This window comes from Paenibacillus sp. WLX1005 (assembly GCF_046603685.1).
Taxonomy (GTDB): Bacteria; Bacillota; Bacilli; order Paenibacillales; family Paenibacillaceae; genus Saccharibacillus.
In genome coordinates, this window is the sequence record NZ_CP176756.1 from 1,851,639 (window position 1) to 1,863,926 (window position 12,288).

Below are 12,288 nucleotides of genomic sequence, written 5' to 3' on the forward strand. Positions count from 1 at the left end.
AATCGATTGGCTGGTCGGCGCGCTCTGTGCCGGCCTTATTTCCGGGTTGGGGTATCGTAAGCGCTGGTTATCCGGCTCGGGTGCGTGTGCAGCGGCAATGATGGGGACGATTTATTACGGAGCAGGCAATCTACTCTGGTTTGGACTACTGATTCTATTCTTCATTAGCGGTAGCGTATTATCGAAAATGAAGCGTGAACGTAAACGCAAAATGGAACAGGATTACGCCAAAGGCTCACGCCGTGACGCCGGACAAGTATTTGCAAATGGTGGGCTTGGTATGCTGCTCTGTATCGGTAATGCCATCGCACCACATCCGGCATGGGTGCTGGCGTTTGTCGGCATTATGGCAACGGTCACAGCAGATACGTGGGCGACCGAATGGGGAAGCCTGAGTCGCAAGCCGCCACGTTCGGTATTAAATGGACGCATTCTGGAGCCAGGCGCATCGGGTGGTATCTCGCTTCGCGGCACAGTGGCAGCGGCGGCAGGCGGTCTGGTGATCGGAATTGCAGCGTGGATGTTTTCGATAATCTCTCCTGTGGGTAATCCATATACTGAATATTCCGGTGGTTCTGATCTGATGCATGGAGGTTGGCAGCTCATCATGGCAGGCTTGATTGGTGGTCTGGCAGGTTGTTTTGCCGATTCGTATCTGGGGGCAACGGTACAGTTGATGTATCGCTGTACCGTTTGTGACAAAATCGTAGAGACGACGATGCACTGCGGACAGCCGACCGTGTATGCACGCGGCTGGCGCTGGATGAACAACGATATGGTCAATGCGATCAGCTCCATTGCAGGCGGAGCGGTAGCGCTGCTGTTTTTAGTGATATAGGAGGTGGCGTATGAGCGGCACGACAGGAGACAAACTGGATTTAATATTGGATGCTGCTTATGAATTATTTGGTCTGGACGGGTTTTATGAGACCAAGATTTCGGATATTGCGCACCGGGCCGGTATCGCCAAAGGAACGGTCTATTTGTATTTTAAAAGTAAAGAAGAATTGTGTCTGGCAGTGACGCGCCGGGATTGCGAGCAATTTCTCGATAACCTGCAAGAAGCGCTGCATTCCTGCATCAGCATGGCAGATCAGCTGTATGTGATTGCGCTGCATCACACGAAGTATCATTTTGATCGTCGCAAGTATACCAAGCTGGTGTTCCGTGCGCCGAATAATGATCCTGAGCTGATGGCATATATGCGCGAATTTATGTTCCGCTATATGCAGATCGTACTCGATGTGTTGGAGAAGGGCAAAGTCACGCATCCGCAATGGTGTGCCGAATCGTATATTGGCATGCTGGATCGGGTGAAAATGGATCTGATGTTCAATCCTGACTTCAGCGAGCAACAGTTGTATGAACGCACGCGCTTCGTAGCTGATCTGTTTTTGCAAGGATGCGAGCGACAGGTGAATGATCAGCAATCATAACCGCTCGATGGATAAGGCGTGGATGGAGCAATGGGAGCGTTTGTATGCTCTTTTTCCAAATCTGGTTCTCAATCGTGGTATAATAGCGGGTATCGGCGTGACGATGCGTTATCCGCTATCGTGTCATGCCCAAATTATGCAGCAGGCAGATGCCTGAGAAGGTGAATCGCAATGAACATAATGACTGTAGAAGCACTCGTCAAAAGCTTTGGCGATAAAATATTGTTTGAAGATGCCTCGTTTGGCATGGAAGATCGCGACAAGATCGGTATTATCGGCGTCAACGGAACTGGTAAATCGACCTTTTTGAAAATTATTGCCGGATTGGAGCAGCCGGACAGTGGTAAAGTCGTGATTAATAACAGCGTCCGTGTCCGCTATCTGGCGCAAAATCCGCCGTACGACCCGGAAGCGACCGTACTTCGTCAAGTGTTCGAAGGCGGCGGTGAGGAATTGCAGGCGGTCAGCGCATATATGAACGTGATGGAGCAATTGGAACAGACGCCAGAAGATGCCGGGCTACAACAACAGCTCGTACAGGTTAGTCATGATATGGATCGACTGGATGCGTGGTCGCTGGAAAGCGAAGCGAAAAACGTGTTATCCAAGCTTGGGATTACCCGCTACGATGCACCGATGGGTACATTATCGGGTGGTCAACGTAAACGGGTAGCGCTGGCGACTGCGCTGATCCAACCGGCAGAGCTGCTTATTTTGGATGAGCCGACGAACCATATTGATCATGATTCGGTCACATGGCTGGAACAATATTTGCAACGGCGGCGCGGCGCACTCTTAATGATTACGCATGATCGCTATTTTCTAGATCGTGTAGCTACCGTTATGCTAGAACTGGATCAAGGTCGGTTGTATCGGTATGAAGCCAACTATAGCCGCTATCTGGAGCTAAAAGCCGAGCGGATGGAACGCGAAGCCGCAACCGAGGACAAGCGCCAAAATCTGCTGCGCCGGGAGCTGGCATGGATTCGCCGCGGTGCCAAAGCACGCACCACCAAGCAGAAGGCGAGAATTGATCGCTTTGAACAATTGAAAAATGACAATCCCAATCGTCGTAACGACCAGCTGGAAGTGTCGACCATTTCCTCTCGTCTCGGTAAGCAAATTATCGAATTGGATCATGTATCGCTCACATTGGGCGGTCGCGAGCTGATTCATGATCTGACGTACCATGCGGTGGCAGGGGATCGGATCGGTATCGTCGGACCGAACGGACGCGGTAAATCAACGCTGCTCAATCTGATTTCAGGCAAATTGCAGCCATCCAGCGGGCAGATTGTTACCGGTCAAACGGTCAAATTCGGTTATTTCACGCAGGAACATCAGGAAATGGACGAAAATATGCGTGTAATCGAATACATCAAGGAAGCTGCCGAGGTGGTCAAAACATCGGACGGCAGCAGCATTACCGCTGCTCAGATGCTAGAGCGCTTCCTGTTCACTCCATCCGCGCAATGGACGCCGATTGCCAAGCTATCCGGCGGCGAGAAGCGCCGATTGTATCTGCTGCGCGTATTGATGAGTGCGCCGAATGTACTGCTACTGGATGAGCCGACGAATGATCTGGATATTACGACATTAACGGTGCTGGAAGATTATTTGGAAGAGTTCCCAGGTGTTGTACTCGTCGTATCCCATGATCGCTACTTTTTGGATCGGACGTGTGAGAAGATGTTTGCTTTTGAAGGCGGCGGTGTCGTAAGTATTCATGCTGGTAACTACAGCGAGTACGAAGAACGTACTGGCGGTCAACAACTCAAAACGAATGATATGGGCAAAGAAACATCGGCAAGCAAAGGAGCTACCGATGCCGCTTCGTCTAGTGAGGTCACAGCCGAAGCTTCCAATGATGCTAACAAGCGAACGTCATCCCGCGACAAGCTCAAATTCAGCTATAAGGAACAACGCGAATATGAGCAGATTGACAATATGATTGAAGCCGCCGAAAGCAAGCTGAGCCGCATCACAACCGATATGGAAGCGGCATTCAACGACTCCGTGCGCTTGCAGGAATTGATGGCAGAGCAGGCAGCAGGCGAGCAGGAACTAGAGCATCTGATGGAACGCTGGACGTATTTGAACGAGCTGGCGGAGAAGATTGAACAGCAGGGATAAATCTGGCGGAATAAGCAATATGCTCTAATCTATCAGACTTACTTTTGTGCAAGTAACGATTCGTTGTTCCATCAGTTATTCTCTGCCTTATCATTTATCCAGTTTGCGATCATAGCGGTATAGAATATGTTCTACAGCAATCGAATATATGAAGAACTCCCTGTGCATAGTAGAATCAACATCTGTTGATCCTGATGCGACAGGGAGTTTTTGTTTATATTTTCCCATGACATACATGAGTCGATGGGAATGCAAAGCAATCCATACATAACATTCGTCATATCAATGGGAGAGTGACCTTGAGGTGAACATATCGTTGTTCGTACACACTACCGGATCAACATCTTCAGCTTCTGCTATATCAGTACCAAGCATGTAGTCTACACAAGCCTATCCACCATATACACTGTTCGTCGAGCCTTGCCGCGTGCGATACGTTTCCGCCATCTGCTCCATACCTGACTCAATCGCTTCTTCCGGCGCAATTCCGTCCCGTTCTGCCAGATCGCGAATATCCTGCGTAATCTTCATACTGCAAAATTTCGGACCGCACATGGAGCAGAAATGTGCTGATTTGGCACCTTCGGCGGGCAGTGTCTCATCGTGATAACTCATCGCTCGTTCAGGATCGAGTGATAGATGAAACTGATCGCGCCAGCGGAATTCAAACCGCGCCCGGGACAGTGCATCATCCCGATAACGGGCGCGCGGATGACCTTTGGCGAGATCGGCGGCGTGCGCAGCAATTTTGTACGTGATGACGCCTTCTTTGACATCCTCGCGATTCGGCAGACCGAGATGCTCCTTTGGCGTTACATAGCAGAGCATCGCCGTCCCCATCGAGCCAATCATGGCTGCTCCAATCGCACTCGTAATATGATCGTAGCCCGGCGCAATATCTGTTGTTAGCGGACCGAGTGTATAAAAGGGGGCTTCCTTGCACACATCCAGCTGGCGATCCATATTTTCCTGAATAAGCTGCATCGGGACATGCCCCGGACCTTCAACCATTACCTGTACATCATGCTGCCAAGCGATCTGCGTCAACTCACCTAGCGTATCCAACTCGGCAAACTGAGCTTCGTCATTCGCATCCGCAATAGAACCCGGACGTAGTCCATCTCCCAGCGAAAAGCTAATATCGTACGCCTTCATAATCTCGCAAATATCTGCAAAATGCGTATACAGAAAGTTCTCCCGATGATGCGCCAGACACCACGCTGCCATAATCGATCCGCCGCGACTGACGATGCCGGTTACGCGCTTTGCAGTGAGCGGAATATAGCGTAATAGCACCCCGGCATGAATCGTAAAATAATCCACACCCTGTTCTGCCTGCTCAATTAGTGTGTCCCGATACATCTCCCAGCTGAGATCCTCCGCCTTGCCATTGACCTTTTCCAATGCTTGATAAATCGGCACTGTACCGACCGGCACTGGCGAATTGCGGATAATCCATTCGCGCGTCGTATGAATATTTTTGCCAGTGGAGAGATCCATAATCGTATCTGCGCCCCAGCGCGTCGCCCATGTCATTTTCTCCACTTCCTGCTCGATAGAGGAAGCAACTGCCGAATTACCGATATTGGCATTGATCTTCACATGAAACCGGCGACCGATAATCATCGGCTCCAGCTCAGGATGATTCACATTCGCAGGTATAATTGCGCGTCCGGCAGCAATCTCGGTACGTACCACTTCCGGCGTCATCCCTTCGCGAATAGCGATATACTCCATCTCCGGCGTAATGATGCCACGGCGAGCGTAATGTAGCTGGGTCACATTATGTCCCGTTTTAGCACGTAGAGGTTGGCGCCCGTAGTCTGGAAACTTCTCCGCGCCGTGCAGCTCTGCTTTTTCCAGACTGGTGAATCCGTTATCCTCTGGCTGCTCTGTTCGCGCATCAACCGGCTCACAATCACCGCGTTCAGCAATCCAGCCTGCGCGCAGTGGAGATAATCCCCGGCGAATATCGATGGTTGCATGCTCGTCAGTGTACGGTCCGCTCGTATCGTACACCCGTAGCGGTGCATTGGCAGTTTCCACACCGCGTAATTCACTCGGTGAAAGGGCGATCTCGCGCTCTGGCACCTGAATGTCGGGACGTGAGCCGATTGTATACACTTTGCGGCTACCGGGCAATGGGGTTGTTAGAATAGGCATAGTCAAAAATCCTCCTACAGTACTGTGGATAACATCCATCGTAGACTGATGAGTAGGGAATATGGTGGGGTGGCAACCAGTACAGTATGTAACCAATACATCAGTTGCAATCCGCAACCGACATGTTTGCCATGCTTGGATATACCATCCTACTGTCCTCTTCGATTCACCGAACACGACAAAAAGCCGCCTCCGGCGAACGGAAGCGGCAAATAAGACCACAGGCAAACAAAATAAGCCGGTCATCATTGCACCACTTTCCTACGCTGGCATAACCCAGATCAGGTTCAAAGGGACCAAAGCTACGCTTTATCTCAGCCCATACGGGCGCCCCTAGTGGATGTCTCGCTGTACACTATACTTGGTCGACAAACGTTCTGTCAACCTTTGCCATGATAGTGATTATTCGGTAATATAAGCTGCTAGCAGACGTGCAGTGTTAATAACGGCATCGCTATGTGTACGTTCCATAGAGTGCGAAGCATGTACGCCCGGACCGATCAATGCCGCCCGGATATTGTTGCCACCACGCAGTGCGGCAGAAGCATCAGAACCGTAATGTGGATACACATCGAGCGCAAACGGAATCTGTTCACGCCGTGCCAACTCAGCAAGCTTGCCAGTCATCTCATAATCGTAAGGACCGGAGCTGTCTTTGACACAGATTGATACATCCGTTTCTTTACATGACAGATCATCACCGATACAGCCCATATCAACTGCGATCATCTCGTCGATATCGCCCGGAATATAGGCGGTGCCATGACCAACTTCCTCGTAATTGGAAATGAGTAACTTCACGGTATGACGCGGCTTCCATTGGTGAGTATGCGCCGATTCCAATAGCCCGAACATGGCGGCAACACTCGCTTTATCATCCAGATGACGGGATTTGATATATCCGCTATCTGTCATTACCGGACGCGCGTCGAAGGAGATATAATCGCCCACCGCAATGCCAAGTGCGTCGACATCTTCTTTCGACGCAACAACCTCGTCGATTCGCACTTCCATATGATTTTCCGTTCGCTTCAACGTTTCCGCGTGATCATATACATGCACCGACGGCTCGGTAGAGAGGATTGTGCCGGTGTACGTTTTGCCACTGCGAGTATGGATGATACAGTATTCATTTTCAATGCTATTCATCGTAAAACCGCCGACCATGGTCATGCGGATTTTGCCATCCGGTTTGACAGCACGAACCATCGCACCTAGCGTATCGACATGACCGCTTAATGCAATCGTGCGTGAATCATCTTGACCAGCAAGCGTCAGAATCAATCCGCCTTTATGGTTATAGTCCGCCTGTACTCCCAGTCTGAGTGCTTCCTCGTGCAGTGTTGCTAGCAGGTGATGCGTGTAGCCGGTCGGGCTAGGCGTTTCCAGCAGCTGCTGAAGCAGGGAAAGGGTGTACTCGCGGTTCATCGTAATGGACATGTTCAATCTCCTTTTGCACAGTCAACACAGGCTGTACGACATAGTCAAAATTCCAGTGAGCCTCCAAAGGCACAATATAACCAACATACCAGTTTTGCCTAAGCTTAGCCAGTAAAAATCCACCTGTGCAACGCCGGAGAGTCCGGCAGGCAACAGGTGGATGCGTCTAACAGGTTATTCAGCTACGCTGGATGATGCGAATCATTTACAATTTGCGATCCGAAAAGGACGAGACTGCCGGATCTTCTTTGCGATCATACATATTGTCAAACTCGACATCGCCGACTGGACCGCTATCGGCAACAGGTGTTTCACCCAATTGAGCGATTTGCGTTTCCAGTTGTTTCACTTTACGTTGTAACCGATACTGACGATAAATACCGTAAAATCCGACGATTAAACCGCCTGCGAGCGTACAGCCGAGAATGAGCAGAATCAGCGGCAATTGCACGACATTAAACATCAGATTGACCTGCACCGGATTCACATTAATGACTGCGAAGATTGCAATAACAACGGCAAAAATCAATCCCAGAATCAGTGTCCATTGAAATTTCATTGTACATAACCCCTTTCAAATCTTCATCTTACATGGCATAGATTGTCTACTACTATATAAAGTAATTAGAGACAACATAAACATCCATATATCGCTTGTTAGCTTCAATGTACACACAACAAGCACGCCTGCGCGGCGAACAAGCAGTTCGGGGCAGGCGTGCGGCAGCTTGATGAGGACTGACAGGGGAGAAGAGACTAGAGCTGCCCGGCAATCTAGCAATCTGGATAAGGAATTGCCGGTGTGAATACAAACGTTCCGAATAGGATCGATATTACTATCAGCAACAATCGATATAACATCCATTAGCAAAGGCATATCATCTGTATTGTATGCTTGCACTCTATCCACTATACACAGCGTATTAGTTGGACAGTTGCTCCATTTCACTAACCAGACTTTCGAATACGCTCATCGCTTCACGGATCGGCTGTGGTGTAGACATATCCACTCCGGCTTTTGCCAGAATGTTGATAGAGTAGTCACTACCACCGCTTTTCAGGAAACCGAGATAACGGTCGACTGCGGGTTGACCTTCTTCGAGAATTTGTTTCGAGAAGCTGGTTGCTGCCGAGAAGCCAGTTGCATATTTGTACACATAGAAGCTGTTGTAAAAATGGGGAATACGTGCCCATTCCATCTCGATCTCCTGATCGACGGTCATGCCGTCGCCGTGATATTTGGCGTTCAGATCGTAATAAATCTGCGACAGATCTTGCGGAGTCAGCGATTCGCCTGCTTCACTACGTCCGTGTACGATCATCTCGAATTCGGCAAACATCGTTTGACGGAATACCGTTGTACGGAATTGATCAGCATAATAGGTGAGCAGGTACATCTTTTCCTTTGGATCAGTCGACTTTTTGAGCAGATAATCCATCAGCAGTGCTTCATTGGTAGTAGAAGCAACTTCCGCTAGGAAAATAGTGTACTGCGCATCACGGTAAGAGAGCGCATTGTCGGAATAATACGAGTGCAGGGCATGACCCATTTCGTGTGCTAGCGTGAACATGCTGTTCAGATTATCTTTATGGTTGAGCAGTACGTATGGATGCGTACCATAAGCGCCCCAGCTGTACGCACCAGTGCGTTTGCCTTCATTTTCGTACACATCGATCCAGCTCTCGTTATAACCTTTGTTCAGCGAGTTCAGATAATCTTCGCCGAGCGGTTGGAGACCGTCTGCAACCGTCTGTTTTGCTTCTTCGTAGGTGATATCCATTTTGAATTCTTCTACCAGCGGTGCGAACAGATCGTACATATGCAGTTCATCCACACCAAGCAGCTTTTTGCGCAGCGCCATATAGCGGTGCATCACTGGCAGACTTTCGTGAATCGTATCGATCAGATTGGTATACACGTCTGTTGGAATATTGTCGCCATAGAGGGACATTTCCAGAACCGATGGATATTTGCGTACACGAGAATAGAAAATGTTCTTGTTTACATTCGCAGTCAGTGTTGCTGCAATCGTGTTTTTCTGACGTGCATACGTACCATAGACGGCTTTGAACGCACGTTCGCGCACTTCACGATGTGGGCTTTCCAGAAATTGAATATAACGACCGTGCGTCAGCTCAACTTCATTGCCATGCTCATCAATGATATTCGGAAATTTCATATCCGCATTGTTCAGCATGCCAAAGATCGTTTGCGGTGCTTGCGACAGATTACCGACTTGAGCGAGCAGTGCTTCTTCCGCTTCCGTCAGAATATGCGCCTTTTCACGCTTCATTTCTTGCAGGCTGAATCGGTACGCTTGCAGCTCTGCCGATTCCAGCAATTCATCCAGCTTGTCATCAGACAGGCTTAGAATTTCCGGTGTAATAAAAGAAAGCGCCTGACTGGCGTCCACGCTCAATTTTCTCGCTTTTTGGGTCAATGCCTGATATGTAGGATTCGCAGTGTCCTCATCCTGATGCATATGTGCATACACGTAGAGACGCTCAATGTGTAGACCGATCTCGTCTTCTAGCTCAAATGCTTCTTTGACCGCAGAAGCAGTATTCAACTTGCCTTTTAATTGCTCACCCTGAGGCAGTTTGGCTTTGACTTCGTCATGGGTGCGATCCCATGCCTGCTGGTCGGCAAATAGATCGTTCAGGTTCCAGCAGTTTTCAGGTGATACTTCGGAGCGCTTGAGTATGTTTTGCATGTTCATTTCCTCCTCGGGTGATGTGAGTCAAACGGTGATGAATGAATACGTTATGCGTTTGGATTGGCTGCCATCAGGAATCCGTAGATCATGAGGAAAAAGGCAAGCAGCAGCATCACAATCGCAAAAATAGCCAGCCACCGCTTGAATTGCGGTGGAATGCTGTTCTTGTAAGCAATCAGGATAAAGCCCTGCACAAAGGCAAGAATGATGAAAATCACAATAGCGGTATAATTCATGGAGCGATTTAAACCTCCCGGAAGGCGTTCATAATGTCTTCCCATTCCGCTTCGGTCTCAAAATCTTCCTTTTTAAAACGATCACTTGCCCATTGCATCATTTCGGGACGGCTGATGAATTTATGTGTTTCTTCGCCCCATTCGGTAGAAATTTCACGCAAAATCAGCTCACGGCCATTTACTTCAACCGTTAGCATGTTCCATTTGTCTGTTTTGTAAATCTGATGTTTTTTGATCATATTCTGAATCTCCCTGTTCCGTTTGCTAAAATCATACCTTTTGACCTCAGGAATTGCAAATGAAAACGCTAGAACTTCGTTGCATTTTGAAATCGATTGCGCTATAATACAAACATGCGTCATAGATGGCGCTATTTTAGGAGGTTTTTTACGTGAAAGGTACAGTTAAATGGTTCAACGCAGAAAAAGGTTTCGGTTTTATCGAAGTTGAAGGTAGCGAAGATGTATTCGTACACTTTTCCGCTATTCAAGGCGACGGTTTCAAATCTTTGGACGAAGGCCAAGCAGTAGAGTTCGACATCACTGAAGGCAACCGTGGTCCACAAGCAGCTAACGTAGTAAAATTATAAGACCTGTATCCGTATATTACGGATCGCTTATACATTGAACACCTTGTACGTTACGCACATAGGTCATTTACAGCACAAGCTTCCTTGTTCTCAAGGGGCTTGTGCTTTTTTGATGGGAAAATGTTGTATGCAAGGCATGTGAGGGACTCATGACCTTGCATATGTGGTTCATTCGGTTCAGTAGGAAGCTCATCTAGTTGCACATGCAGTTCCTTTAATTATTCACCTGCAAGCCGGAGCGTCTGCCCGTATGCCGGATCACGAGAGTTACAATACATAATTCTGCCGCTAGTCCAATCGACTGTGCCAGTGCGCCAACCATACCGTTCCATGATGGGAACATAAACAGCAGGGTAATGAGCATGATGAACGTGCAGGACGCATTCGCCATCTGGGAGCGGAACATCGCTTTGGTCTGACCGCGCAGCAGAATCAATCCATTGGCATAATCCAGCCAAGGCATCACCAGCGCATACAATACAAAGGCGCGCAGGGTGTACAAACTTTCCGTCATCAGCTCGCCGCTAACATTCATAATATGCCCAAGCACCCAGTAGCTAAGAGGAGTGTAGGCGATGATACCGAGTAACAGGGCAGGAATGAAGCCGGTAATCATACCGAATTGCCGTACTTTTCTAGCATCAATTGGATGGAAGTTCAGCACAATCTGATGAATATATGTAAAAAAGCTCAACATCAGTTGCAGCAAACTACTGGCAATAGCAAACGACGAGATCGCCAGTGCAATGCCTTCCGTTTTGCCAAGAGTGATATTGATCGCTGGTCCAATCAGCATAGCGACAAAGGAGGAGAATAGCAGCGGTTTGTAAAAGGTAAATACATGTCCGCGTGTCCGCACAGGATGCTGCTCCAATTGCTCCGGCATACGCTTGGCAATATTACGACCTTCGCTGTAGCTAACAATCGCTTCAATCATCATGCCAACGAGAAAGATGATCGCTCCGACGGTTCCGCTATTCACCCGATCTGTAGAAATGAAGAAGAGCGATAACGCGTACATGCCCGCCAGCCGGAAGCCCATACCAATCGTCAGCCATTTGGTTCGATTATTCGTAATGATGATTCCCTGATAAATATTGCGGATCACTGAGAAAATACTGACATACATCAATACGCCATACACGCCAACTACGCGTGGCACCAGCTCATCCTCTACACCGAAGAGATGGCTGAAAATTAACTTCCCAATCGGCGTATACACAATCAATACACCAATTGCCAGCACAAACGCGAGGAAAATCCATGTCACACTATTCAGCGCTGCAAAAGACTTGCGATCCCTCACTAGCGCCGAACACGTTTGCCGCAGCAGTGTGGAGGGACGCTCCGTAATAGTCACCAGACTCATCGCCAGCGCATAACTGGCAATCACCACTTCAGCATCGGTTGCAAAAGCGAGCGTCCGATTAATAATGACATGCGAAATCGTAACAAGCGAGGCAGATAGCCCCATAGGAATAAAAAAAGCCAATAACCGTCTCCACGAGAGTGGAACCTGATCCGACGACATACACCCAATCTCCTTTAACATGCTGCACAGCTATTCCGGTTTT

Annotated in this window: 12 protein-coding genes and 1 riboswitch; of the genes, 5 read left to right on the forward strand and 7 right to left on the reverse strand. The window is 48.7% G+C overall.

The window, feature by feature from the left end:
• The first annotated feature begins 1 nt into the window (after position 1).
• The 4 genes from ACE3MZ_RS07990 to ACE3MZ_RS08005 are packed head-to-tail and all read left to right on the forward strand — an operon-like array spanning position 2 to position 3,569.
• Positions 2-838, forward strand: a complete 837-nt coding sequence (locus ACE3MZ_RS07990) for a DUF92 domain-containing protein (RefSeq protein WP_411346732.1) — start codon at positions 2-4, stop codon at positions 836-838.
• A 10-nt stretch (positions 839-848) separates the two neighbouring features.
• The gene (locus ACE3MZ_RS07995) at positions 849-1,436 is read left to right on the forward strand and encodes a TetR/AcrR family transcriptional regulator (protein ID WP_411345919.1); all 588 of its coding nucleotides are present in this window, start codon (positions 849-851) and stop codon (positions 1,434-1,436) included.
• A complete protein-coding gene (locus ACE3MZ_RS08000) occupies positions 1,420-1,593 on the forward strand; it encodes a hypothetical protein (protein WP_411345920.1) in 174 nt (57 codons plus the stop codon). Before ACE3MZ_RS07995 ends, ACE3MZ_RS08000 begins: the two co-directional genes overlap by 17 nt.
• A gap of 14 nt (positions 1,594-1,607) precedes the next feature.
• Positions 1,608-3,569, forward strand: a complete 1,962-nt coding sequence (locus ACE3MZ_RS08005) for an ABC-F family ATP-binding cassette domain-containing protein (RefSeq protein ID WP_411345921.1) — start codon at positions 1,608-1,610, stop codon at positions 3,567-3,569.
• A gap of 390 nt (positions 3,570-3,959) precedes the next feature.
• Here the strand turns inward: ACE3MZ_RS08005 and thiC are convergent, their stop codons facing one another.
• The 6 genes from thiC to ACE3MZ_RS08035 all read right to left on the reverse strand — a co-directional run bounded on the left by thiC (position 3,960) and on the right by ACE3MZ_RS08035 (position 10,364).
• Positions 3,960-5,732: a phosphomethylpyrimidine synthase ThiC gene (thiC, locus tag ACE3MZ_RS08010; RefSeq protein WP_411345922.1), complete on the reverse strand. Its 1,773-nt coding sequence runs from the start codon at positions 5,730-5,732 to the stop codon at positions 3,960-3,962.
• A gap of 241 nt (positions 5,733-5,973) precedes the next feature.
• A riboswitch (TPP riboswitch) is annotated at positions 5,974-6,077 on the reverse strand.
• Positions 6,078-6,134: 57 nt separating this feature from the next.
• A complete protein-coding gene (locus tag ACE3MZ_RS08015; RefSeq protein ID WP_411345923.1) occupies positions 6,135-7,172 on the reverse strand; it encodes a M42 family metallopeptidase in 1,038 nt (345 codons plus the stop codon).
• Positions 7,173-7,377: 205 nt separating this feature from the next.
• Positions 7,378-7,731, reverse strand: a complete 354-nt coding sequence (locus ACE3MZ_RS08020; protein ID WP_411345924.1) for a lipopolysaccharide assembly LapA domain-containing protein — start codon at positions 7,729-7,731, stop codon at positions 7,378-7,380.
• 364 nt (positions 7,732-8,095) lie between these two features.
• Positions 8,096-9,886, reverse strand: coding sequence for an oligoendopeptidase F (gene pepF / locus ACE3MZ_RS08025; protein ID WP_411345925.1), 1,791 nt, complete (start codon positions 9,884-9,886; stop codon positions 8,096-8,098).
• Between the two features lie 50 nt (positions 9,887-9,936).
• On the reverse strand, positions 9,937-10,125 hold the full coding sequence (locus tag ACE3MZ_RS08030; RefSeq protein WP_411345926.1) for a hypothetical protein: 189 nt from the start codon (positions 10,123-10,125) through the stop codon (positions 9,937-9,939).
• A gap of 8 nt (positions 10,126-10,133) precedes the next feature.
• Positions 10,134-10,364, reverse strand: coding sequence for a hypothetical protein (locus ACE3MZ_RS08035; protein ID WP_411345927.1), 231 nt, complete (start codon positions 10,362-10,364; stop codon positions 10,134-10,136).
• A gap of 152 nt (positions 10,365-10,516) precedes the next feature.
• Between ACE3MZ_RS08035 and ACE3MZ_RS08040 the strand changes: the two genes are divergently transcribed.
• Positions 10,517-10,714, forward strand: a complete 198-nt coding sequence (locus ACE3MZ_RS08040; protein WP_046215644.1) for a cold shock domain-containing protein — start codon at positions 10,517-10,519, stop codon at positions 10,712-10,714.
• A 214-nt stretch (positions 10,715-10,928) separates the two neighbouring features.
• Here the strand turns inward: ACE3MZ_RS08040 and ACE3MZ_RS08045 are convergent, their stop codons facing one another.
• On the reverse strand, positions 10,929-12,245 hold the full coding sequence (locus ACE3MZ_RS08045; protein ID WP_411345928.1) for a multi antimicrobial extrusion protein MatE: 1,317 nt from the start codon (positions 12,243-12,245) through the stop codon (positions 10,929-10,931).
• Positions 12,246-12,288: the final 43 nt, after the last annotated feature.